Source organism: Chryseomicrobium aureum (assembly GCF_016909155.1).
GTDB classification, from domain to species: Bacteria; Bacillota; Bacilli; order Bacillales_A; family Planococcaceae; genus Chryseomicrobium; species Chryseomicrobium aureum.
Genome location: NZ_JAFBFG010000004.1, coordinates 66,187 through 90,815, shown reverse-complemented (window position 1 = coordinate 90,815; position 24,629 = coordinate 66,187). Strand labels below are relative to the sequence as shown.

Below are 24,629 nucleotides of genomic sequence, written 5' to 3'. Positions count from 1 at the left end.
GGTATTCTCGATTTCCGTGTTTTTTCGTGAGATCAACGCTTTAAAAAGTCAATCGTAATTGGAAATAGTTCCTAAAAGGTACCTGGTACACACACAACTTCAACACAATTTATTTTTATACATTTTTTAACTTGATAGTACGGGTTTGCGCTACATGAATGGTGAATAATCATGAATGTCAGAATTGTTTGTGGGACAGGTACCTAAAAAAGCGTGAAACTCTCCCAGGAAATAGCGTTCTGGCTGTAGGACTCCCCAAACAACACTCCCACCTTCACAATCTCCCCAATCTCCCGTATACTAAAAAGGTTATAGAAATAACCATATACCGAAAAGAGGGCTTGAGAATGACCGAACAGGCAGGGATTCCGATTCAGCTGAAGATTGTGTCGACCTTCAAGCATCCCGGAACAAAAATGACCCAGGAATACCACCGAGCAACTGGCTCGATGTATTACAAACAACAAAAACGCTTCTTACGTTTTGAAGAAGTGACAGAAGAAATCACCCAAACCCTCGTTAAATTTGAAGGGTCCGGTGGCTACATCCGACGGCGCGGCGTCGCGGATATGCGAATTGAGTTCGAACTTGGACAAAAAACAAAAGGGCACTATACAATGCACGGTCACACGATGCCGCTGGAAGTATTCACGAGTCGAATCATCCATACAGAAGGCCACGACCGCATTGAATATTCTCTTTATCAAGACAGTGAAAAAATGGGCGATTACACAATCGACTATCATTATACGGAGGTAACCGAATGAATGCAGTAGAACAACTTCAACAATCCATTAAAGACGCTCTTCAAAAAGCAGTCGACGCGACAGGTCTAGCAGGCGACCAGTCGGTTTCGATCCACTTAGAGGCCCCTCGTGACAAAGCAAACGGGGATTACGCGACAAACGTTGCTATGCAACTCACAAAAATCGCGAAGCAAAACCCGCGTGCCATTGCTGAACAGATTTTAGAGAAACTTGAAACAGAAGGAACATCGATTGAATCTGTTGAAATCGCGGGACCTGGTTTCCTAAATATCCGTACAAAAAAAGACTACCTGCAACAAGTCATCAACACAGCTTTTACAGCGGGTACGGCATTCGGTCGCTCAGACACTGGGGAAGGCGAAAAAGTACAAGTCGAGTTTGTCTCTGCGAACCCAACAGGCGACTTGCACCTCGGCCATGCGCGCGGAGCTTCTGTAGGAGACTCACTGTGTAACGTTCTTGATTTCGCAGGCTATGACGTGAGCCGTGAATATTACATCAACGATGCTGGAAACCAAATTCACAATTTGGCGCTTTCGTTAGAAGCACGCTACTTCCAAGCGCTCGGGCAAGACCGTGACATGCCGGAAGACGGTTACCATGGACAAGATATTAAAGACATTGCGGGGGAACTTGCAGCAAACGACGGGGACAAATACGCATCTCTATCGGACGAAGAACGCTATGAATTCTTCCGCAGCTATGGGTTACAAAAAGAACTTGAGAAATTGCAACAAGATCTAGCAGACTTCCGCGTGAACTTCGACGAGTGGTTCTCGGAGTCTTCACTTTATAAAAACGGCAAAATTGACGTGGCACTGGACAAGCTTCGTGCGAACGGCCATATCTACGAAGAAGAAGGCGCGACCTGGTTCCGCTCGACAACATTTGGCGATGACAAAGACCGCGTACTGATCAAACAAGACGGCAGCTACACATACTTGACTCCAGACCTTGCGTACCACGAAGACAAGATCAACCGTGGTTTTGAAAAGCTGATCAACATTTGGGGTGCGGACCACCACGGGTACATTCCACGTATGAAAGCAGCTATTCAAGCGCTCGGTTATGACCGCGACACGTTAGAAGTCAGCGTCATTCAAATGGTGCAATTGTATAAAGACGGCGAGAAGATGAAGATGAGCAAACGCACAGGGAAAGCTGTGACGATGCGTGAACTAGTAGAAGAAGTTGGGCTCGATGCAGTGCGTTACTTCTTCGGTATGCGTTCAGGCGATTCACACATGGACTTTGACCTTGACCTGGCTGTTTCTCAGTCGAATGAAAATCCTGTCTATTACGCACAGTATGCACATGCGCGTATCTGTTCGATCTTGCGTGCAGCAGAAGAGCACCAAATGGCCCCATCCGTTGAAAACTTGTCCTTGTTAACGGACGAAAAAGAGATTGACTTGATGAAAAAAGTGGGAGACTTCCCACAAGTGGTGGCAGATGCAGCGAAGCTTCGTGCACCGCACCGCGTGGCAACGTACATTCAGGAACTAGCTGCACAGTTCCATAGCTTCTACAATGCCAACAAAGTATTGGACCCAGAAGCAAAAGACTTGTCACAAGCACGCCTTGCACTGATTTCGGCTACGCGCCAAACGATTGAAAATGCACTGAAATTATTAGGGGTTTCCGCTCCAGAGAAAATGTAGTACGCTAGACACAACACAACAAGGTGCTCAAGTAACGGATTGCTTGAGGTAAAAGGGAAGCTGGTGAAAGTCCAGCGCGGTCCCGCCACTGTAAGCGACAGTAGTCGTAAGCCAGGAAACCTGCCTTGTTGAATGCGCCGTGAACCTACGAGGATGGGTTGGTGTAAGTCGACTATGCCTTTTTGCATGCTCTAGCCGATTTATACCTATTTTTACCCGTCTTTCCGTAGAGGAAGGCGGGTTTTTTACATACACAGAAAAGGGGAAAGACAATGAAAAAATGGGTAAGTTCACTTTTAGCAGCCACGTTACTACTAGGGGCATGTACGAACGAAGAAGCAACTGAAACTCCGGAGACGTCAACAACTCCGGAAACAGAAGATACAGCATTTCCACTCACAGTTACTGATGCAGTGGGCAATGAAATTACACTTGAGGAAGCACCAGACGCTATCATCTCGATGATTCCGAGTAATACGGAAATCTTGTTCGCCTTAGGATTAGATGAAGAAGTCGTAGGGGTCACAGATTACGATAACTACCCAGAAGCGGCAGCGACGAAAGAAAAGATCGGTTCATTTGAATTTAACATCGAAGTGATGACCGCTCTCCAACCCGACCTAATCCTTGCACATGAATCGAGCTGGTCGTCAGCAGAGGCAGGCTTGCAACCACTGATCGACTCAGGCGTGCAAGTATTTGTCGTTGACAATGCAATGAGTTTTGATGAAACGTACGAGACCATTCTCGACATCGGAGAAGTGACGGGGAAATCAGAAGAAGCTGATCAAGTCGTTGCAGATATGAAAGCGCAAGTAGAAGAAGTAGCGAGTAAATTAGAAGCGGTTGAAACACCGAAAAAAGTTTTCTTAGAAGCATCGGGGGACCCTGAAATCTACACAGCAGGCCAAGGTACATTGAATCAAGAACTTCTAGACCTTATCCATGCAGAAAATGTTGTAGCGGACCAAGAAGGCTGGCTGATGATGAACTCAGAAGAAATCATCTCACGCAACCCAGATGTCATCGTCTTGACGTATAACTACATGGAAAATGCCGTGGATGCTGTGAAAGCACGACCTGGATTTGATCAAGTGACAGCAGTGCAGCAAGATGCTGTCGTAGAAGTGAATGAAGATATCACAACGCGTCCGGGACCGCGTCTTCCACTGGCTCTTGAAGAGCTTGCAAAGGCTGTCTACCCGGAAATTATGAATGACTAGAAGACCTCTTGGCTGGATTGTATCGATCTTGCTGTTAGTCGCTTCAATTTGGCTCGGTGTCTCGATTGGTGCCGTCCAGATTCCAGTATCCACTTTATGGGGAGGGAGCGAGGATGCAACCGCCTCAACAATTGTCTGGAATATCCGGATGCCGCGTGTGTTTCTCGCAGCCCTTGTCGGAGCTAGCTTAGCAGTGGCTGGAGCTGCATTCCAGGCATTATTGAAAAATCCACTTGCTGACCCGTACACACTCGGTGTCTCTTCCGGCGCATCAGTCGGAGCCGTGGCAACCATCTTTTTTGGATTGTCTTTCCCTTTTTTTGGGATGTTCACATTACCGCTACTCAGTATGGTCGGAGCGGTTGTCACACTCATCGTCGTGGTTTCATTCGCCCGCATGATTGACCGCTCACTGCGGATGGAAACCATCATTTTGACAGGGATTATTACGAGTTCCTTTTTCGGTGCCATGATTTCGCTCATGATCGCTTTAACTGGCGAAGAATTGCGTCAAATTATTGGCTGGCTACTCGGAAGCGTTGCCATGCGAACCTGGACACACGTGCAAATGATTGTACCGTTCGTGGCAATTGCAGGAACGTGGCTTTTGTTCCGAGTGCGAGATTTGAATGCCCTACAACTTGGTGAAGACCGTGCGCATCATTTAGGGGTCAATGTCGCGCGCGTGAAAAAAGAAGTCCTCGTTGCAGGTTCCATGTTGACTGGGGCAGCGGTAGCAGTTTCGGGAACGATTGGATTTGTCGGTCTGGTCGTGCCGCACATGGTCCGGCAATTATTCGGTGCTGACAACCGGCACGTGTTGCCGCTCAGTATGATCAACGGCGCATCCTTACTCATTTTATGTGACTTGGTGGCACGCACGATCATCGAGCCGACCGAGCTACCAATTGGTGTCATGACCGCATTCATAGGGGCACCTGTATTTGCGTGGATTTTCTTCCGCCAGCGACGAAAGGGCGTGAGCTAGATGTTACGAGTCGAAAAGATTTCCGGTGGTTACGCCCATCCTATTGTCCATGACGTCTCGTTCACAGTGAAACCTGGAGAAATTTTAGGGATTCTCGGTCCAAACGGAAGTGGGAAGTCGACACTTTTGAAGCTTGTCAGTGGACTGCTCTCTGCATCCTCTGGAAAAGTCTCTATCGAAGACAAGCCGATGACGTCTTATAAACCAAAAGAACTCGCACGCAAGATGGCCGTGCTTCCGCAATTGCCGCCCCAAAGTTTTGGGATGACTGTAAAAGAAGCGGTGTCGCTTGGACGCTACCCGCATCAACAAGGGTTGTTCTCAAGCTGGAAGACAGCGGATGAGGAGGCTGTCATGGAGGCCATGCAGATTACCCAAGTTGTACCGTATGCGTATCAAGAAATTACGACATTATCGGGTGGGGAGCAGCAACGAGTATTTGTGGCACAAGCACTTGCCCAGCAAGCGAAACTTCTTCTTCTAGATGAGCCGACGAATCACCTAGATATCGCACACCAAAAACAATTGCTTGATACGTTAAAAACGCATGTACAAACGCAAAATACAGCCGTCGTCAGTGTATTCCACGATATCAACCTGGCTTCTCTTTATTGTGATCATTTGTTGCTACTGGAAAAAGGCCGCGTGTCCGCCTACGGAGAGCCACATGAAGTTGTAGAAAAAGCGACACTCGAAACGGTCTATGAGACACGTCTAGATGTCGCGGCGCACCCGGTTGAACCTAAGCCGCAGATGACTTTATTGCCAAGTGAAGTGGAAGGCTCAATTTCCTGGGTTCGTGCTACGGACGTGCTCGTGACCGAAAACGCCATTGTGCTTCACAAGGAGCGTCCACTTCGCGTTGTGTCCTCAGCAGTTTTGAATCCGGGTTTTGGCTGGTACCGCACAATCGTGAATCGGCAAGTACCGCAGACATACAACGTCAATGATGTCGAACAGGAAGTGAAGCAGTTTGCGCGCATGCGTCATTGGATTCCAACAGAGACCGTCATGCAACTCACAGCAGTAGATGTAAGCGGAGCAGCTATCAAAGAGTATGAAGCGTCATTTGGATCAGTCGTCATCATGGTCACCGCGGGCATCGGAAACGCTCTCGATGTGTCACGGGCACATGAAGTGCAGTCTCTACCCGCCATTGGTACAATCAATACATGGATCCTCGTGAACGGAAACTTGTCAGATGAAGCGTTTATTGAAGCGATGATGACAGCCACAGAAGCGAAGACGAAAGCTCTTGCGGAAGAACAAGTCTTGGATAAACGCACTGGGACGTTAGCGACGGGTACGCCAACAGATAGTCTTGTGGTCGCAGCCACCCAACAAGGAGAGAACTTACCTTACGGCGGCCCAATCACGGAACTCGGAAAGTTAATCGGAAAAGGCGTCGTCGACTGTACGCGCCAAGCCATTCGTTCTTACAAACAGGCACAAGGGGAGGAAAACTAAATGAAGATTTACACGAAAACAGGGGACAAAGGGCAAACCAGTTTAATTGGTGCGCGCGCAGATAAAGACGATTTACGAATTGAAACGTACGGCACGATCGATGAAGCCAATTCTTTTATCGGCAAAGCTGTTACGGAACTTGATGCGGAATTATTCAAGGACATTCTTGAAGATTTAGAAGCTATCCAACACGAACTTTTTGATTGTGGTGGTGATTTAGCCGTTGTAACAAAAGTCCGGAATTATAAATTGACAGAAGAACCAATCGAAGTTTTAGAAAAGCGTATCGACCAGTTGATGGAGGAAGGGCCGGCACTCGAACGGTTCATCTTACCAGGTGGAACTTCTGCTGCAGCGACTCTTCATATCGCGCGAACAGTTGCGCGCCGTGCAGAACGTCAAATGGTGAGTTTGATGAAACAACAGGAGGATGTTCCTGTCATCGTTCAGCGCTATTTGAACCGTTTGTCGGATTATTTGTTCTCGGCAGCACGCGTGGTCAATGCCCGCAGTGGAGTCCGCGACGTAGAGTACATCCGCGGCGCGAAAGTGTTTCACACAGAAAAAGAATAGTGTTCCAATCCCCTGATCAGCTTTTGTTGGTCAGGGGATTTTTCTAGTGGGCAGGATGTCAATGTCCGAGTAAAGCAATTCAATGTCCGCAAACCAGGTGTTCAATGTCCGAGAAACGTGATTCAGTGTCCGAGTAAATGCCCAATGTCCGAGTAAAGCAAATCAATGTCCGCAAACCAGGTGTTCAATGTCCGCGTAACCCCCCCGATGTGAGAACTGTCTGAAAAAACCCTTGACTGAATGCTCATTCATTTTTATACTGAAACAAACACTTTCTTTCTTCGAATAGCGTTGTTATGCTTACAAGTAAGATCGAATGTCATCCTAGAGGGGGAGAAGAAATTGAGTCCGTTATTAATCGCAAACTGGGTTCTATTCATCGCTGTAACTGGCTATGCCATTTACTTATTCGCGTACCTGCTCAAGACACGTTACCAATTCATCAAACTCGGGAAAAAAGTCGAGTTCGAAGATAATGTCAAAGAGCGTATGCGCAAGATTTGGGTGTATGTATTTGGACAAAAGAAACTATTGAAGGATAAGAAAAGTGGTGCAATCCACGTCATGTTCTTCTACGGGTTTTTACTCGTTCAATTAGGCGCAATTGATTTTATTTGGAAAGGTTTGAAACCGGATTCACACTTGCCACTTGGGCCTTTGTATCCTGCTTTCACTTTCTTCACAGAGATTGTCACACTCGTCATTTTAATTGCTGTCGTGTGGGCATTCTACCGTCGTTACGTTGAAAAGTTAGCTCGTCTAAAACGTGGCTGGAAGAGTGGACTAGTCCTCATCTTCATCGGGGGTCTAATGGTTTCTGTATTGATCGGAAACGGTATGAACATGATTTGGCACGACCATGCGGGGACATGGACAGAGCCAGTCGCTTCATCTATCGCAGCGGTATTTGGCTTCTTGCCACCAACAGCGGCAGCAGTCGTATTCTTCATTATGTGGTGGGCACACTTACTATTCCTACTCACATTCCTAGTGTACGTTCCGCAATCAAAGCACTTCCACTTGATCACAGGACCAGCAAACGTCTATTACCACCGTTTAGACAATGTTGGACGCCTAAAACCGATTGACTTTGATATTGAAGAAGATGAAGACAACCCGGACGCGGAAGAAGAAATGCCAACGTTTGGTGTGGGCCGCATCCAAGACTTCACGCAAGCACAGATGATCGACTTCTACGCCTGTGTAGAATGTGGACGCTGTACAAACATGTGTCCAGCTTCAGGGACAGGGAAAATGTTGTCACCGATGGATCTGATTACAAAACTTCGTGATCACTTAACATTCACGGGAGCTGTTGAGACACAACAAAAGCCATGGGTGCCAGCACTGGCGTTCAGCGGGACTAAAGGAAACCAGTTAGCTATGGCAGCTGGTGCACAAGGTGCTGTTATTGAAGACATCTACAGCCCATCATTGATCGGAGATGTCATCACAGAAGAAGAAATTTGGGCATGTACAACGTGCCGTAACTGTGAAGACCAATGTCCTGTAATGAATGAGCACGTTGATAAAATTATCGACCTTCGCCGTTATCTTGTCATGACGGAAGGAAAAATGGACAAAGACGCTCAGCGCGCGATGACAAACATCGAAAAGCAAGGGAATCCATGGGGACTAAACCGTAAAGAGAAAGAAAACTGGCGTGACGCACGTCCGGACATCGCCATCCCTACTGTGAAAGAAGCAGACAAATCAGGAGAAGGATTCGAGTACTTGTTCTGGGTTGGTGCAATGGGATCGTTCGATAGTCGTTCACAAAAAATCGCTCTAGCTTTCGCACACTTGATGAACGAGGCAGGCGTGAAATTCGCTATCTTAGGAAACAAAGAGAAAAACTCTGGAGACACACCACGTCGTCTCGGAAATGAATTCTTATTCCAAGAGCTTGCACAAGCAAACATCAAAGAATTCGAAAAAGCGGGCGTTACAAAAATTGTGACGATTGATCCGCATGCCTACAATATCTTTAAAAACGAATACAGTGATTTCGGTTGGTCGGGAGAAGTCCTTCACCACACAGAAATGTTGTATGACCTTGTGAATCAGGGACGCTTGAAGCCTACACACGCTGTAAACGAGACCATCACGTTCCACGATTCGTGTTACTTAGGCCGTTACAATGATGTCTACGATCCACCACGTGAAATTCTAAAAGCCATTCCAGGCGTCAAGCTTGTCGAGATGGAACGTAACCGCGAGACAGGCATGTGCTGTGGAGCGGGTGGCGGTATGATGTGGATGGAAGAACACGTTGGAAACCGTGTCAATGTAGCACGTACGGAACAAGCATTAGCAGTAAACCCATCTGTGATCTCATCTGGATGTCCATACTGCTTGACGATGTTGTCCGATGGAACGAAAGCAAAAGAAGTAGAAGAGTCAGTCGGTACGTACGATGTGGCGGAACTTCTTGAGCTAGCTGTATTTGGGGAAATGCAACCACCCACAACTGAAGAAGAAGTAGAACCAATCCTTCAGTAGTAAGTATTGCAATTCATCAGATAATTCGTTAAACTAAACGTAAGTGAAGGGAGTGTGGAATGCACTCCCTTTCTTTACGGGACTAAACTGAGCGAGCGCTCGATAGCCTATATTTTTTTCTACCTTATGAAAGCGATTACAACAAAACTTTTCAATAAAAGGAGTTACGCAAATGGCAAAGACAGTTATCCTTTCAGGAGCACGTACGGCATTTGGTAAATTTGGTGGAGCACTTAGCCCACTTTCCGCATCAGATCTCGGGGGACACGCAATTCAAGCAGCCTTAGAACGAGCAGGAGTTACACCTGAGCAAGTCGATGAAGTGATCATGGGAACAGTTCTGCAAGCAGGTCAAGGACAGATTCCTTCTCGTCAAGCAGCGAACAAAGCTGGGATTCCGTGGAGCGTCAAAACAGAAACAATCAACAAAGTATGTGCATCTGGTATGCGCAGCATTTCACTCGGTGACCAGTTGATCCGACTTGGAGAAGAGCATATCATCGTTGCAGGCGGGATGGAGTCGATGTCTAACGCACCGTACTACCTTCCAAAAGTACGCGAAGGATTCCGTATGGGCAATGCGCAAGTAGTAGACGGCATGGTGTACGACGGTTTGTCCTGTGCTTTCCATCCGAAAAATGTCCATATGGGAACGTACGGAAACTCAACAGCGGATTCATTTGAAATCAGCCGCGAAGAGCAAGACAAATGGGCAGCGCGCTCACATGACTTAGCACTCAAAGCAATTGAGTCTGGCCGTTTTGAAGAGGAAATTACACCGATTGAGATCCCACAACGCAAGGGAGACCCAATCACAGTGGCAACAGACGAGGCACCTCGTAAAGGCACGACAGTAGAAGGGCTCGCGAGTTTGAAACCGGTGTTTGGAAAAGAAGGAACTATTACAGCAGGAAACGCACCAGGTGTGAACGACGGAGCCTGTGCAGTCGTACTGACTTCTGAACAAAAAGCACAAGAACTAGGCGCAACACCGCTTGGCTATATCGTCGGACATGCGGAAGTGGGAGTGGCACCAGAAGACTTCCCGCAAACACCAGGACTAGTTATCAACACACTTCTTGAAAAATACAACAAATCGATTGAAGAGATCGACTTGATTGAAATCAACGAAGCATTCGCAGCGGTTGCACTTGTCAGCAATCAGATCGCTGGCCTGGATGCAGAGAAAGTAAACGTGAACGGCGGAGCGGTTGCTCTCGGTCACCCGATCGGCGCATCAGGAGCACGTATTGTTTACACAGTAGCACTTGAACTTCAAAAGCGTGGCGGAGGACTTGGTATCGCAGCCATCTGTTCAGGCGGCGGTCAAGGGGATGCAATTCTAATCGAAGTACCAAAACAAGCGTAAGAGAGGCGGATAGAGATGGCTATTCAAAAGGTATTAGTAATTGGCGCAGGCCAAATGGGGTCAGGAATCGCGCAAGTTTGTGCGCAAGCAGGTTTTGATGTGAAACTAAATGACCGTGCTGAAGAATTCTTCGAACGCGGCTTAGCAGGCATTACAAAAAACTTAGCACGTGATGTGGAAAAAGGACGCAAGACAGAAGACGAAAAAACGGCCATCCTTGGACGCATCACAAAGTCTTTAGATATCAACGACGCACGAGACGTAGATATCGTCATCGAAGCAGCAGTGGAAAACATGGAAATCAAGCAACAAATCTTCAAACAGCTTGATGAAATCACACCGAAACATGCGATTTTGGCGACAAACACATCATCCCTTCCAATCACGGAAATCGCAGCGGTCACAAATCGTCCGGAACAAGTAATCGGTATGCACTTCATGAACCCGGTACCTGTTATGAAGCTAGTCGAAATCATTCGCGGACTTGCGACTTCAGATGACGTGTACACAGAAATCGAAGATATGACGAAGAAATTGAGCAAAGTGCCTGTCGAAGTGAACGACTTCCCGGGATTCGTTTCAAACCGCATTCTAATGCCGATGATCAACGAAGCCATCTACACATTGTACGAGGGCGTTGCAACAAAAGAAGCCATTGACGACGTCATGAAACTTGGAATGAACCACCCGATGGGACCGCTGCAACTGGCAGACTTCATCGGTCTTGATACATGCCTCTACATCATGGAAATCCTACACGACGGCTTCGGCGACAGCAAATACCGCCCATGTCCACTACTTCGCAAGTATGTGAAGGCTGGCTGGCTCGGCAAGAAATCTGGTCGCGGATTCTACGTCTACGAATAAGGAGCGTTTAGTATGGAACTACGTTTTACTGAAGAACAAACAATGATGCGCAATATGGTCCGTGAATTCGCTAAAGAAAAAATCGCTCCGTTTATTGAGCACATGGAAGCTGGGGAATTCCCACGCGACATTATCAAAGAGATGGGCGAGCTTGGGTTAATGGGAATCACGATTCCGGAAGAATACGGCGGAGCAGGAATGGACTTCATGAGCTACATCATCGCCATCCATGAGTTGTCAAAAGTTTCGGCGACAGTCGGTGTTATCTTGTCCGTGCATACGTCGGTTGGCACGAATCCAATCTTATACTTCGGAACTGAAGAACAAAAACAAAACTATGTACCGAAGCTAGCAAGTGGAGAGTACCTCGGGGCATTCTGTTTAACAGAACCAGCTGCTGGTAGTGATGCAGGCTCATTAAAAACACGTGCAGTCAAAAAAGAGGATCATTACGTGCTGAACGGCTCGAAAGTGTTCATCACAAATGGCGGAGAAGCAGATGTATACATTGTGTTCGCAAACACAGATCCAGAAAAAGGCTCTCGCGGGATCTCGGCATTTATCGTGGAGAAAGACACGCCAGGCTTTATCGTCGGAAAAGACGAGCACAAGATGGGCTTACACGGTTCACGCACAGTCGAATTAACATTTGAAGATATGAAAGTGCCAGCTGCCAACTTGCTTGGGCAAGAAGGGGAAGGCTTTAAAATCGCGATGGCGAACTTAGATGTAGGACGTATCGGAATTGCAGCGCAGGCACTTGGCATTGCTGAAGCAGCACTTGACGAGGCAGTCGCATACTCCAAAGAACGCAAGCAGTTCGGGAAACCGATTGCTGTCAACCAAGGGATCGGCTTTAAACTTGCAGACATGGCAACTGCCGTTGAAGCGTCTCGTTTACTTGTCTACAGCGCAGCAAACTTGCGCCAGCTCGGCAAACCATGCGGACAAGAAGCGTCTATGGCAAAACTATTTGCTTCCAAAACAGCAGTGGACGTTTCGATTGAAGCAGTTCAAGTGTTTGGTGGCTACGGCTATACAGAAGAATACCCAGTGGAGCGCTTGTTCCGCGATGCAAAAATTACAGAAATCTACGAAGGTACGTCTGAAATTCAGCGCCTCGTAATCGGCAAACACCTTACAAACTAAAAAAGGCGGGAAATGAAATGAACTTTCAATTATCAGAAGAGCATGAAATGATTCGAAAAATGGTACGCGACTTTGCGGAAAAAGAAGTGGCACCAACAGCTGCAGAACGCGATGAAAATGAAAGCTTTGACCGTGCACTATTCGACAAAATGGCAGAGCTAGGCTTAACGGGTATTCCGTGGCCAGAAGAATACGGCGGAATCGGTTCTGACTACTTGGCATATGTCATCGCAGTCGAAGAACTATCACGCGTATGTGCCTCAACAGGTGTAACACTTTCAGCTCACACATCTCTAGCGGGCTGGCCTGTATTCAAGTTCGGTACAGAAGAGCAAAAACAAAAATTCCTTCGTCCTATGGCAGAAGGGTCTCAAATCGGTGCGTACTGCTTAACAGAGCCGAATTCGGGTTCAGATGCAGGTGGAATGAAAACAACTGCAAAACTTGATGGCGATGAGTACGTGATCAACGGCTCGAAAATCTTCATCACAAACGGTGGGATTGCCGACATCTATATCGTATTCGCGGTAACAGATCCAGAATCAAAACATAAAGGGACGTCTGCATTCATCGTAGAAGCAAGCACGCCTGGTTTCTCCGTAGGGAAGAAAGAAAAGAAGCTTGGAATTCGTTCATCTCCAACAACTGAAGTTATTTTCGATAACTGCCGCGTGCCAAAAGAAAACCTACTCGGTGAAGAAGGTCAAGGTTTCATCATTGCAATGAAGACGTTAGATGGGGGTCGTAACGGTATCGCTGCGCAAGCGGTCGGAATCGCGCAAGGTGCACTTGATGCATCTGTGAACTACGCAAAAGAGCGCGTTCAGTTTGGTAAGCCAATCACAGCAAACCAAGGGATTTCATTCAAACTGGCCGATATGGCGACGGCGACTGAAGCATCTCGTTTACTGACGTACCAAGCAGCATGGCTTGAGTCGAACAACCTTCCATACGGTCAAGCGTCGGCAATGGCGAAATTGATGGCGGGGGATACAGCAATGAAAGTATCTACAGAAGCAGTTCAAGTCTTTGGTGGCTACGGCTACACGAAAGACTATCCGGTTGAACGCTTCATGCGCGATGCGAAAATCACACAAATCTATGAAGGTACGCAAGAGATTCAACGCCTCGTTATCTCGCGCAACCTGACAAAATAAATGACAGAGGGCAAGCACCTTGTCAAAACGTCCGTCAAAGACGAACAGCTGATCACAAAGCGTCGTCAGCAAATGATCGGTGCGGGGGTCAAGCTCTTCAAAGAGAAGGGCTTTCATCGCACCACCACGCGTGAAATTGCCAAAGAAGCCGGATTTAGCATAGGCACGCTCTATGAATACATCCGTACGAAGGAAGACGTGCTCTACCTCGTCTGTGACAGCATCTATGATGAAGTATTTGAACGCATCGAGTCCGTCGGTGCAAAAAACGGTACACTCGACGAACTGGTGTCCGCGATTCGCTATTATTACAGTGTCATCAATGATATGCAAGATGAATTCGTTGTCATGTACCAAGAAACAAAATCGCTTCCGAAAGAAGCCTTGTCGTATGTTCTTCGCAAAGAAGAAGAAATGACAGCCATCTTCCGCACGATTTTACAAAGTTGCGTGACGTCAGGGGAACTGTCGCTCAATGAGCGAGAGATTGACTTATACGCACACTCGATTTTTACACAGGGTCAAATGTGGGCTTACCGTCGCTGGGCTCTTCACAAGAACTACTCGATTGATGAATTTACAGACCTACAAGTCGCATTTATTTTGCGTGGTCTAGGGGCAAGAACAAAGGGGGAAGTGTAAGTGGTACAAGTAGCACAGGTTGAAGTTTACCGTCCGACCAATCCGGTCCGTTTCGTGACGGCATCGAGTTTGTTTGACGGACATGATGCATCGATCAATATCATGCGTCGCATCCTACAAGCGAGCGGTGTCGAGGTCATTCACCTTGGCCATAACCGTTCCGTGGAAGAAGTCGTCAATGCTGCCATTCAAGAGGATGCACAAGGCATTGCGATTTCATCGTACCAGGGAGGACACGTTGAATATTTCAAATATATGAAAGACCTGCTCGCTGAAAAAGGCGCACCGCATATCCGTATTTACGGCGGTGGCGGCGGGGTTATCCTACCAAAAGAAATCAAAGAACTACATGCCTACGGAATCAGTGGCATTTTCTCACCGGAAGATGGGCGTAAGTTAGGTCTTCAGGGGATGATCAACCGAATGATTGAAGAGTGTGACGTTGCAACGCCTGCAGATGGGGCTTTAGCGCAGCTGGAGACAGCATCTGTTGAAACGCCAGAGACACTTGCACGTTTGATCACGATTGCAGAAGAAGCCACTTTAACAGGTTCTGACGAAGCGAAGCAATTGATTGAAGCAGCAAAAGCAAAATCAAAAGGTACACCGGTTCTTGGGATCACAGGTACTGGAGGCGCAGGGAAAAGTTCACTTACAGACGAATTGATCCGCCGCTTCTTATCTGAGCTTCCGGATAAGCGTGTCGCGATTTTGTCGATTGACCCAACGAAACAAAAAACAGGTGGCGCATTGCTTGGAGACCGCATCCGTATGAATGCAATCTTCAACAAACGCGTATTCATGCGTTCCCTTGCAACACGTGGTTCACGCACCGAGCTATCTGGCGCTATCAAAGACGTGTTAGACGTTGTCAAAACGGCTGGCTATGACTTGATCATCGTGGAAACGAGTGGTATCGGCCAAGGGGATGCGGAAATCACGACAATTTCAGACTTGTCGATGTACGTCATGACGAGCGAATTCGGTGCACCATCTCAACTTGAGAAGATCGATATGATCGATTTTGCAGACTTGATCGTCATCAATAAATTTGAGCGAAAAGGGTCTGAAGATGCACTTCGCCAAGTACAGAAGCAGTACCAGCGCAGCCGTGAACTATGGCACGACGACTTAGATACGATGCCAGTGTACGGAACGATTGCGAGCCAGTTCAACGATAAAGGGACGAATTCATTGTTTGCTGCGCTCATTGCAAAAATCAATGAAAAGACAGGTTCTGACTGGTTGACATCTTACGAAGAGTTTGCAAAAACGCAAAAGCAAAACGTCATTATTCCAAACGACCGTCGTTACTACTTGCGCGAATTAACAGATACAGTGCGCGGATACCACGCCAAGTCGGAGCAACAAGTCGAATTTGCACGCCGCATGTTCCAACTAGAAGGTGCACTACAAGCAGTCAAAGAATCGGGCGGAGAAGAAGCACTTGTCCAGTCGCTCGAATCGCTACTTGATGGCGTGAAAAACGAATTGTCTGCTGAATCAAAACGAATCTTAGAAAACTGGGAAGCGCTGAAAGAAGCGTATTCAGGAGACGAGTTCGTTACAAAAGTACGGGACAAAGAGATTCGTACGATCCTTCGCACGGAAAGCTTGTCAGGCCTAAAGATTCCAAAAGTAGCATTACCAAAATTCAAAGATTACGGCGAAATTTTACGCTGGGCGTATAAAGAAAACGTACCAGGTTCATTCCCGTATACAGCAGGTGTATTCCCGTTCAAACGTGAAGGTGAAGACCCGAAACGTCAATTCGCTGGAGAGGGTACACCGGAGCGTACAAACCGTCGCTTCCACTATCTTTCAAAAGACGATACAGCGAAACGTTTATCTACTGCATTTGACTCCGTAACGCTTTACGGCGAAGACCCAGACCATCGTCCGGATATTTACGGAAAAGTCGGCGAATCAGGCGTGAGCATCTGTACGCTTGAGGACATGAAAAAGCTCTATGACGGCTTTGACCTATGTGCACCATCGACGTCTGTGTCGATGACAATCAATGGTCCAGCACCGATCATTTTGGCAATGTTCATGAACACGGCAATCGATCAGCAAGTGAAGCTGAAGGAAGAAGAGCTAGGTCGCACTTTGACTGTGGAAGAATTCACACAAGTCCGTGAAGCGACTCTTCAAGTCGTCCGTGGAACAGTTCAAGCGGACATTTTAAAAGAAGACCAAGGACAAAACACGTGCATCTTCTCAACTGAATTTGCACTGCGTATGATGGGCGACATCCAGCAATACTTTATCGACCACAAAGTGCGCAATTACTACTCGGTTTCAATTTCTGGCTACCACATTGCAGAAGCTGGCGCAAACCCGATTTCACAGCTCGCGTTCACGTTGTCAAATGGTTTCACATACGTGGAATACTATTTGAGCCGCGGCATGCACATCGATGATTTTGCACCGAATTTATCGTTCTTCTTCTCAAACGGTCTAGATCCGGAGTACACAGTAATCGGTCGTGTGGCGCGTCGCATCTGGGCAGTCGTCATGCGTGAGAAGTACGGCGCAAACGAACGTTCACAAAAACTGAAGTACCACGTTCAAACGTCTGGCCGCAGCTTGCATGCTCAGGAAATCGATTTCAACGATATTCGTACGACGCTACAAGCTTTGATGGCACTACAAGACAACTGTAACTCGCTTCACACGAATGCCTATGACGAAGCAATCACTACACCGACAGAGGAATCTGTACGCCGCGCAATGGCGATTCAAATGATCATCACAAAAGAGCACGGCTTGTCGAAAAACGAGAACCCGCTCCAAGGTGCATTTGTCGTGGAAGAGTTAACAGATTTAGTGGAAGAAATGGTGCTACAAGAATTCGACCGCATGAACGACCGCGGGGGTGTCCTGGGCGCGATGGAAACACAATACCAACGCGGCAAGATCCAAGAAGAGTCGATGCACTATGAAATGAAAAAACATACAGGTGAACTTCCAATCATCGGTGTCAACACATACCTCAATCCGAACCCGGCAACTGAGGACGATATCGACAACATGGAAATCGCACGTGCATCCAAAGACGAAAAAGAAACACAAATCAACAATTTGCGTAACTTCCAGTCAGCACATGCAGACGCTTCGGAAGCAGCACTTGCTCGTCTAAAAGAAGTCGCGAAAACAGGTGGCAACATTTTTGAAGAGTTGATGGATACAGTCAAGGTCGCAAGCCTTGGCCAAATCACCAACGCTCTATATGAAGTGGGCGGGCAGTATCGACGGAATATGTAACGTTTAGATGATAAGAGCGTCACTGGTAGAGAAGGTAATTCTTTGCCGGTGGCGTTTCTTTTTGGTTGGGAACAATGTTCAAGAAAGATAAAAAAGGTGACAGGCACCAAATGGAAAACGCTCCCAAAAGGTACCTGGTACCCAAACAATTCCAAAACAATTTATAGTTATCCGATTTCTTACACAAGAATGCACACTCCTGTTGCATAATCTATGAATAATCACGATTGTCGGAATTGTTTTTGGGACAGGTACCTATTAGAATGCCCCTTGCGCCTGCCCTGTCAAAATAGTACGATAATTCTATCAGACAAAGGAGGGTCCTTCTTGAAACAACTTATCATCTGGCTTATAGTCCTCGCACTCCTTTTTGTCACCGCATTCGTCTACAATGAACAAATCGGCTCCATTCCGCTCCTGATTTTAGCTTTCTTTTTATTCGCCGTAGGGTTCTTTATGATAAAGTCGAAAAAAAGAACAAAGAGATAGTGGAAATATTTCTGTATAATGGGTACAATGAAAGGTATGCAAACGGACAAAGAAAGGACGTTGACCGAATGAATTTTCGTGAGATGACGAAAGAACAATTACAAGAAGAGTCGCTAATCAACCTAGCGTTCACCCTACTTACAGACCGTCGCGAAGCGCTTGAACTGCAAGATTTGTTCAAAGCAATTCAAGACGTTTCAGGATATACAGATGCTGAAATGGAAGAGAAAAAACTTCAATTCTATACAGACATGAACATCGATGGCCGCTTCCTGGCGACATCAGAATACCAATGGGGCCTACGTGAGTGGTACCCGGTAGACACGATCGAAGAAGAGTCTGCACCGACTGTTAAAGTGCGTAAGAAAAAAGCAAAAGCTGTTGATGAAGACGAAGAAATCCTTGAAGACGAAGATGAGCTTCTTTACGATGAAGAAGAACTTGAAGAACTAATCGAAGATGAAGATGACGACGAAGACGAAGCAGATCCAGTACTTCTCCCTGTTGACGAAGAAATCGACGAAGACCTTATTGAAGACGAGGAAGACGAAGAATTTGAAATCGACGAAGAAGTAGAGGCTGATGAAGACCTAGAGGACGAGGAAGAAGAACTCTAATTTTCATTCTTGACTTCAGTGTCATATCGCATTAAGATTTAATTGGGCTCTCAAAAAAGAGACGACATCCAATGTGCATAATGCGCTCCCCTGCCAAAGCAGCAGGAGGGCGCTTTTTTGTTTTTACAAATAGCCACGGTTAGGGCAATTTCAAATGCAGGAGGAACTACACATGACAAAGTATATTTTCGTAACAGGTGGCGTTGTATCATCACTTGGTAAAGGGATCACGGCCGCTTCACTCGGACGTCTTCTGAAAAATCGTGGACTCAACATCACGATTCAAAAATTCGATCCATATATCAACATCGATCCAGGGACAATGAGTCCTTATCAACACGGGGAAGTTTTCGTAACAGATGACGGCGCAGAGACAGATCTAGACTTAGGTCACTACGAGCGCTTCATCGACATCAACTTAAACAAATACTCGAACATCACAACAGGAAAAGTGTACTCGTCTGTTCTTCGCAAAGAGCGTCGCGGCGATTACAACGGCGGAACAGTTCAAGTCATCCCGCATATTACGAACGAGATTAAAGAGCGTTTGTACCTTGCAGCACGCGAAACACATGCAGATATCGTCATCACAGAAATCGGCGGGACAGTAGGGGATATCGAATCTCTTCCATTCCTAGAGTCGATTCGTCAGATGAAACGTGACGTCGGCAGCGACAACGTCATGTACATCCACGTGACGCTTCTTCCGTTCATCAGTGCAGCGGGCGAAATGAAAACAAAGCCGACACAACACTCAGTAAAAGAATTACGTTCACTTGGGATTCAACCAAATGTAATCGTGGTTCGTTCTGAAGCACCCGTACCACAAGAAATGAAAGACAAAATTGCATTGTTCTGTGATATCAAGCCGGAAGAAGTTATCGAAGCACTCGATGCGGAATCTCTATACGAAATTCCACTTCATCTGCAAGAGCAACACCTTGATCAAATCGTTCTTGACCACTTCAAGCTAGAAAACAAAGAAGCGGACATGACAGACTGGAAAAACCTTGTTTCTCTAGTGAAAGGTCTTTCTGGAAAAGTCAAAATCGGTCTAGTCGGGAAGTATGTAGAGCTTCCGGATGCGTACATTTCTGTCGTAGAAGCATTGAAGCACGCTGGATACACATTCGATGCAGATATCGATGTGAAATGGATCAACGCGGAGCATGTCAACGAATCAAATGTAGACGAAATCTTGTCTGATGTGGACGGAATCCTAGTTCCTGGTGGATTTGGAGACCGTGGTGTGGAAGGGAAAATCTTAGCGACGAAGTTTGCACGTGAAAACAACGTGCCATTCCTCGGGATTTGCCTAGGTATGCAACTTGCAACTGTAGAATTTGCACGCTCAATCTTACACTTAGAAGGCGCACACTCTACTGAGTTGAACCCAGAAACAAACCATGCAATCATCGATCTTCTTCCAGAGCAAAAAGATGTGGAAGACTTAGGTGGAACGCTTCGTCTTGGTCTATACCCATGTAAATTAAAGCCAGGCTCAAAAGCGCGTGAAGCTTACGGCGAAGACTTAGTGTATGAGCGTCACCGTCACCGCTACGAGTTCAACAATGAATTCCGTGAAGCATTTGAAAACGAAGGCTTCGTATTCTCAGGAACGAGCCCAGATGGTCGTTTAGTAGAAATCATCGAGCTTCCAAATCACCCGTTCTTCTTAGCTTCTCAGTTCCACCCGGAATTTGTGTCACGCCCAACGCGTCCACAACCATTGTTCCGTGAGTTCATCAAAGCTTCTGTAGAAGCAAAAAACTAATCTAGCCAAATAAAAACCGGATCCGCAAACGCGAATCCGGTTTTTTTATGTCTACTCCAACTCATCCGACCCAAGCGTCATGTCGCGAACCTCAAGCAGCACGGCTTCATACACAAATAGGCCCGCTAACGCATACGGTACTACTACGCGTTCACCGGTATCGGTCGGGAGCAATCCTTTTGCAAATCCTAGTGACACGTAAGTATAGGCCAACTCACTTAAGACGTTTTCTTCCGACGCTTTATCTGCAGCTAGCGCACTAAATGGGATGAAGCGGTCGCTTAATTCACGTGCAAGAGCTAAAGCTTCCGGATGATCAGCGCGCGGAGTTAAAATCCATACGCGATCCGCAGACGTTAATTCACTCGCACTTGTCCACTTTGCTAAACTCGGGAATAGCTGTGAAGCAGTAGCATTTGCATAGAGAGCTTCCATCTCACCAAATGGAGCCAAATAGACCTGGCCTTCGCCGACTGTCGCTTGTGCCAGAAGACGTGCTGTTTCTTCGATCGCTTCTTCTTGGCTATTGGCGATCCGCTGGAGCAGACCTGTCACTTGTGTTGTTAACATTTTCATACGTTCTTTCACCTCACGACACAGTATACAAAACCTGAAGGTCTCCTTGCTAGTGGGACGTCGGGATTTGTTGAAAAAATGTTTCGAAAAACGTATTGAATTTTTTTCCTGCTAAGAGGATAATTGTTACTAATTATGCGAGAAACTTTTGTACGATAAGGAGATGGGAAAGTGTGACGCATTTATTGATCGTCGATGATCAACCGGGAATTCGAATGCTGTTGCAAGAAGTGTTTGAACAGTCCGGATATACGGTTACAGTAGCGGCAAATGGCCAAGAAGCACTCGAGAAATTTGATGCACAGACGATTGACGGCGTCTTGCTCGATATGAAAATTCCGGGTATGAACGGGATAGAGATTTTAAAGCGCATCAAAGCACTGGATGCAACTACACCGGTGATGATGATGACTGCTTATGGGGAATTGAACTTGATTGACGAAGCAAAGCGACTTGGGGCGTCTCTTTACTTCACCAAACCATTTGATATCTTTGAAGTACGTGCAGCAGTGATCGAACAGCTCAAAGCTTCTTAATAGCGAGAGGACAGGTGTGGAAACCCACGCCTTTTTTTGGTACACTGAAGGATAGATAGCAGGTCAACCTAAATTTAAGCTATCACCATTTAGAGGAGGTCCATTCATGGCATTAGAATCAATGAAAGACATGCTTGAAAAAGGCAAACGTGAGGGCTATGCAGTTGGGCAATTTAACATTAACAACCTTGAATATACACAAGCGATCCTTCAAGCTGCAGAAGAAGAAAAATCTCCTGTCATTTTAGGTGTATCTGAAGGAGCAGCGCGTTATATGGGCGGCTTCAACACTGTGGTACATATGGTGAAGGGATTAATGAAAGACTTCGGGACAACTGTTCCTGTTGCAATTCACTTAGATCACGGTTCTAGTTTTGAAAAATGTAAAGAAGCAATCGATGCAGGCTTTACATCTGTCATGATCGATGCATCTCACCACCCATTTGAAGAAAACGTTGAAACGACTTCTAAAGTTGTAGAATATGCACATGCAAATGGCGTTTCTGTAGAAGCAGAGCTTGGTACAGTAGGTGGCCAAGAAGATGATATCGTTGCAGACGGTGTTATCTATGCAGACCCAAAAGAGTGTGAAGAGCTTGTGAAGCGCACAAACATCGACTTCCTAGCACCAGCACTAGGTTCCGTACACGGACCATATAAAGGTGAACCAAACCTTGGTTTTGATGAAATGGAAGAAATCTCAAAACTTGCAGACCTTCCACTAGTTCTTCACGGAGGGACAGGCATCCCAACGAAAGATATCAAACGTGCGATTTCTTTAGGGACAGCAAAAATCAACGTAAATACTGAAAATCAAATTGCGGGTACAAAAGCTGTGCGTGACTTCTTAAACGCAGACGCAGAGCAATATGACCCACGTAAATACTTGACGCCGATGCGCGATGCTATTAAAGAAACAGTAAAAGGCAAAATGCGCGAGTTCGGTAGCTCAGGCCAAGCGTAAATATTGAACTAACGGGAGAAGCGTTCATTGCTTCTCCCATTTCACTAATTGGAGGAAATTATTCATGAAATTTTTTATCGATACAGCAAACTTTGACGAAATTAAAGAAGCCCACTCATGGGGCATCATCGACGGTGTTACAACAAACCCGTCACTAGTAGCAAAAGAAAATATCTCATTCCACGATCGTCTTCGTGAAATCACAGCACTTGTCGATGGCTCTGTTTCTGCAGAAGTAATTGCTTTGGACGCAGAAGGCATGATCAAAGAAGGACGCGAGCTAGCAGCAATCGCTCCAAATATTACAGTAAAACTTCCTATGACTCCGGAAGGCTTAAAAGCATGTTCAGTTTTCCGCGCAGAAGGCATTAAAACAAACGTGACGCTGATCTTCAGTGCAAACCAAGCCTTACTTGCAGCGCGTGCAGGAGCAACGTATGTGTCTCCTTTCTTAGGGCGTCTTGATGATATCGGTCATGATGGAATGGAACTGATTGCGAAAATTGCAGATATCTTCACGATCCACGATATCGATACAGAAATCATCGCAGCATCGATCCGTCACCCTCAACACATCACGGACGCTGCATTAAATGGTGCGCACATCTCTACAACACCATTTAAAGTATTGCAACAACTCTTCCATCACCCTCTGACTGACAAGGGTATCGAAGCATTCTTGAACGACTGGAACAATCGTCAAGCGAAGTAGGTGCTTCTATGGAGGTTTATAAAATCAATGGAGGCAATCGTTTAAAAGGGACCATCAAAGTCAGTGGTGCAAAGAACAGCGCGGTAGCACTAATTCCCGCAACCCTTTTAGCCGATTCACCTGTCACTATCGAAGGCTTACCAGAAATCGCGGATGTCTATATTTTAAAAGAAATTTTAGAAGAGCTCGGAGCTGTTGTGACGTTTGAAGACGGAACAATGGTCGTTGATCCGACGAACATCCAGGACATGGCGTTGCCAAATGGCAATATTAAAAAACTACGTGCATCGTATTATTTGATGGGTGCAATGCTAGGCAAATTCGGTCACGCAGCAATTGGTCTGCCTGGTGGATGTCACTTAGGACCACGTCCGATTGACCAACACATCAAAGGGTTTGAAGCTCTTGGTGCGAAAGTGTCCAATGAGCACGGTGCTATCTATTTACGTGCAGAACAACTCGAAGGCACAAAAGTGTATCTAGACGTTGTCAGCGTTGGCGCAACTATCAACATTATGCTCGCTGCTGTGCGTGCGAATGGACGTACCATCATCGAAAATGCAGCGAAAGAACCTGAAATCATTGATGTGGCAACACTCCTTTCGAATATGGGAGCGAACATCAAAGGAGCCGGGACGAACATCATCCGAATCGAAGGTGTGGACAGCCTACACGGCACGAACCATACGATTATTCCGGACCGAATCGAAGCCGGAACATTCATGATCATGGCAGCGCTCATCGGTGACGGTGTGCAGATCGACAATGTCATTCCGCTTCACTTAGAAGCACTTACTGCCAAACTGCAAGAAATGGGCGTTGTCATTGAAGAACGTGAAGAGTCCCTCTATATTCCACGCGTAGAGTACTTGAAAAATGTCGATGTGAAGACCCTTGTCTACCCAGGCTTTGCAACAGACTTGCAGCAGCCATTCACTGTGCTGATGACGCAAGCGGATGGTACGTCTGTTATTACAGACACGATCTATTCTGCTCGTTTCAAGCAAATCGATGAATTGCGTCGCATGAACGGAGAAGGTCGAGTGGAAGGCAGCACAGCCATTATTAAAGGACCGACAAAGTTAGAAGCAGCAAGTGTCCGCGCAAGTGATTTACGTGCAGGAGCTGCTCTAGTGCTAGCTGGTTTGATTGCTGAAGGGGAAACAGAAGTCCACGACATTTATCACATTGAACGTGGCTATGGTAGATTAATTGAGAAATTATCTGCTTTAGGCGCAGACATTCGACGTGTGAAGCTCGAGCCTGTCGAAATTACGAATGCAGACAGAACCGTGTAGTGGTACAATAAGACAGGTTTAGAAAACGCTT

20 protein-coding genes and 1 riboswitch are annotated in these 24,629 nt (G+C 46.5%); of the genes, 19 read left to right on the top strand and 1 reads right to left on the bottom strand.

All coding sequences use genetic code 11. From position 1 onward, the window contains the following. The first annotated feature begins 347 nt into the window (after positions 1-347). The 15 genes from JOD03_RS05400 (at position 348) to JOD03_RS05330 (ending at position 20,512) form a co-directional block, all read left to right on the top strand. On the top strand, positions 348-767 hold the full coding sequence (locus tag JOD03_RS05400; RefSeq protein ID WP_204589817.1) for a YwiB family protein: 420 nt from the start codon (positions 348-350) through the stop codon (positions 765-767). Continuing rightward, on the top strand, positions 764-2,428 hold the full coding sequence (argS, locus tag JOD03_RS05395) for an arginine--tRNA ligase (RefSeq protein ID WP_204589816.1): 1,665 nt from the start codon (positions 764-766) through the stop codon (positions 2,426-2,428). Before JOD03_RS05400 ends, argS begins: the two co-directional genes overlap by 4 nt. A 4-nt stretch (positions 2,429-2,432) precedes the next feature. Continuing rightward, a riboswitch (cobalamin riboswitch) is annotated at positions 2,433-2,570 on the top strand. Positions 2,571-2,700: 130 nt separating this feature from the next. Beyond that, positions 2,701-3,651 (top strand): ABC transporter substrate-binding protein, encoded by a 951-nt coding sequence (locus JOD03_RS05390; protein ID WP_204589815.1) that lies wholly within the window; start codon positions 2,701-2,703, stop codon positions 3,649-3,651. After that, positions 3,644-4,639: a FecCD family ABC transporter permease gene (locus JOD03_RS05385; RefSeq protein WP_204589814.1), complete on the top strand. Its 996-nt coding sequence runs from the start codon at positions 3,644-3,646 to the stop codon at positions 4,637-4,639. Before JOD03_RS05390 ends, JOD03_RS05385 begins: the two co-directional genes overlap by 8 nt. Continuing rightward, positions 4,640-6,106: an adenosylcobinamide amidohydrolase gene (locus JOD03_RS05380; protein ID WP_204589813.1), complete on the top strand. Its 1,467-nt coding sequence runs from the start codon at positions 4,640-4,642 to the stop codon at positions 6,104-6,106. It abuts the gene before it with no gap. Continuing rightward, positions 6,107-6,679, top strand: a complete 573-nt coding sequence (locus JOD03_RS05375) for a cob(I)yrinic acid a,c-diamide adenosyltransferase (RefSeq protein ID WP_204589812.1) — start codon at positions 6,107-6,109, stop codon at positions 6,677-6,679. Between the two features lie 342 nt (positions 6,680-7,021). Further along, a complete protein-coding gene (locus JOD03_RS05370) occupies positions 7,022-9,181 on the top strand; it encodes a (Fe-S)-binding protein (RefSeq protein ID WP_204589811.1) in 2,160 nt (719 codons plus the stop codon). A 172-nt stretch (positions 9,182-9,353) separates the two neighbouring features. Beyond that, on the top strand, positions 9,354-10,550 hold the full coding sequence (locus tag JOD03_RS05365) for an acetyl-CoA C-acetyltransferase (RefSeq protein WP_204589810.1): 1,197 nt from the start codon (positions 9,354-9,356) through the stop codon (positions 10,548-10,550). 15 nt (positions 10,551-10,565) lie between these two features. Then, positions 10,566-11,417 carry a 3-hydroxybutyryl-CoA dehydrogenase gene (locus JOD03_RS05360; RefSeq protein WP_204589809.1) on the top strand — a complete coding sequence of 284 codons (852 nt, stop codon included), beginning with the start codon at positions 10,566-10,568 and terminating at the stop codon, positions 11,415-11,417. 12 nt (positions 11,418-11,429) lie between these two features. Further along, positions 11,430-12,566, top strand: a complete 1,137-nt coding sequence (locus tag JOD03_RS05355; RefSeq protein WP_204589808.1) for an acyl-CoA dehydrogenase — start codon at positions 11,430-11,432, stop codon at positions 12,564-12,566. Between the two features lie 17 nt (positions 12,567-12,583). Then, entirely contained in the window at positions 12,584-13,723 is a 1,140-nt protein-coding gene (locus JOD03_RS05350) for an acyl-CoA dehydrogenase (RefSeq protein ID WP_204589807.1), read from the top strand. After that, entirely contained in the window at positions 13,724-14,365 is a 642-nt protein-coding gene (locus tag JOD03_RS05345; RefSeq protein ID WP_204589806.1) for a TetR/AcrR family transcriptional regulator, read from the top strand. After that, a complete protein-coding gene (gene icmF / locus JOD03_RS05340; RefSeq protein WP_204589805.1) occupies positions 14,366-17,632 on the top strand; it encodes a fused isobutyryl-CoA mutase/GTPase IcmF in 3,267 nt (1,088 codons plus the stop codon). Between the two features lie 557 nt (positions 17,633-18,189). Further along, positions 18,190-18,738 (top strand): DNA-directed RNA polymerase subunit delta, encoded by a 549-nt coding sequence (gene rpoE / locus JOD03_RS05335; protein WP_204589804.1) that lies wholly within the window; start codon positions 18,190-18,192, stop codon positions 18,736-18,738. Positions 18,739-18,910: 172 nt separating this feature from the next. Next, positions 18,911-20,512, top strand: a complete 1,602-nt coding sequence (locus JOD03_RS05330; RefSeq protein ID WP_204589803.1) for a CTP synthase — start codon at positions 18,911-18,913, stop codon at positions 20,510-20,512. Positions 20,513-20,563: 51 nt separating this feature from the next. Here JOD03_RS05330 and JOD03_RS05325 read toward each other — a convergent pair whose 3' ends face one another. Further along, entirely contained in the window at positions 20,564-21,088 is a 525-nt protein-coding gene (locus JOD03_RS05325) for a DUF2529 family protein (protein WP_204589802.1), read from the bottom strand. A gap of 173 nt (positions 21,089-21,261) precedes the next feature. On the opposite strand from JOD03_RS05325, the gene JOD03_RS05320 reads away from it, so the two are divergent. The 4 genes from JOD03_RS05320 to JOD03_RS05305 all read left to right on the top strand — a co-directional run bounded on the left by JOD03_RS05320 (position 21,262) and on the right by JOD03_RS05305 (position 24,598). After that, a complete protein-coding gene (locus JOD03_RS05320; protein ID WP_204589801.1) occupies positions 21,262-21,624 on the top strand; it encodes a response regulator in 363 nt (120 codons plus the stop codon). Positions 21,625-21,730: 106 nt separating this feature from the next. After that, positions 21,731-22,588, top strand: coding sequence for a class II fructose-bisphosphate aldolase (locus JOD03_RS05315; RefSeq protein ID WP_204589800.1), 858 nt, complete (start codon positions 21,731-21,733; stop codon positions 22,586-22,588). A gap of 64 nt (positions 22,589-22,652) precedes the next feature. Further along, a complete protein-coding gene (fsa, locus tag JOD03_RS05310) occupies positions 22,653-23,300 on the top strand; it encodes a fructose-6-phosphate aldolase (RefSeq protein ID WP_204589799.1) in 648 nt (215 codons plus the stop codon). An 8-nt stretch (positions 23,301-23,308) separates the two neighbouring features. Continuing rightward, complete coding sequence (locus tag JOD03_RS05305; protein ID WP_204589798.1) at positions 23,309-24,598, top strand: UDP-N-acetylglucosamine 1-carboxyvinyltransferase; 1,290 nt, start codon at positions 23,309-23,311, stop codon at positions 24,596-24,598. Positions 24,599-24,629: the final 31 nt, after the last annotated feature.

Bases quoted from the DNA above. Each gene is read 5' to 3' on its own strand.
- JOD03_RS05400 (WP_204589817.1), top strand. From the start codon at position 348: ATGACCGAACAGGCAGGGATTCCGATTCAGCTGAAGATTGTGTCGACC.
- argS (WP_204589816.1), top strand. From the start codon at position 764: ATGAATGCAGTAGAACAACTTCAACAATCCATTAAAGACGCTCTTCAA.
- JOD03_RS05390 (WP_204589815.1), top strand. From the start codon at position 2,701: ATGAAAAAATGGGTAAGTTCACTTTTAGCAGCCACGTTACTACTAGGG.
- JOD03_RS05385 (WP_204589814.1), top strand. From the start codon at position 3,644: ATGACTAGAAGACCTCTTGGCTGGATTGTATCGATCTTGCTGTTAGTC.
- JOD03_RS05380 (WP_204589813.1), top strand. From the start codon at position 4,640: ATGTTACGAGTCGAAAAGATTTCCGGTGGTTACGCCCATCCTATTGTC.
- JOD03_RS05375 (WP_204589812.1), top strand. From the start codon at position 6,107: ATGAAGATTTACACGAAAACAGGGGACAAAGGGCAAACCAGTTTAATT.
- JOD03_RS05365 (WP_204589810.1), top strand. From the start codon at position 9,354: ATGGCAAAGACAGTTATCCTTTCAGGAGCACGTACGGCATTTGGTAAA.
- JOD03_RS05360 (WP_204589809.1), top strand. From the start codon at position 10,566: ATGGCTATTCAAAAGGTATTAGTAATTGGCGCAGGCCAAATGGGGTCA.
- JOD03_RS05355 (WP_204589808.1), top strand. From the start codon at position 11,430: ATGGAACTACGTTTTACTGAAGAACAAACAATGATGCGCAATATGGTC.
- JOD03_RS05350 (WP_204589807.1), top strand. From the start codon at position 12,584: ATGAACTTTCAATTATCAGAAGAGCATGAAATGATTCGAAAAATGGTA.
- JOD03_RS05345 (WP_204589806.1), top strand. From the start codon at position 13,724: ATGACAGAGGGCAAGCACCTTGTCAAAACGTCCGTCAAAGACGAACAG.
- rpoE (WP_204589804.1), top strand. From the start codon at position 18,190: ATGAATTTTCGTGAGATGACGAAAGAACAATTACAAGAAGAGTCGCTA.
- JOD03_RS05330 (WP_204589803.1), top strand. From the start codon at position 18,911: ATGACAAAGTATATTTTCGTAACAGGTGGCGTTGTATCATCACTTGGT.
- JOD03_RS05325 (WP_204589802.1), bottom strand. From the start codon at position 21,088: ATGAAAATGTTAACAACACAAGTGACAGGTCTGCTCCAGCGGATCGCC.
- JOD03_RS05315 (WP_204589800.1), top strand. From the start codon at position 21,731: ATGGCATTAGAATCAATGAAAGACATGCTTGAAAAAGGCAAACGTGAG.
- fsa (WP_204589799.1), top strand. From the start codon at position 22,653: ATGAAATTTTTTATCGATACAGCAAACTTTGACGAAATTAAAGAAGCC.
- JOD03_RS05305 (WP_204589798.1), top strand. From the start codon at position 23,309: ATGGAGGTTTATAAAATCAATGGAGGCAATCGTTTAAAAGGGACCATC.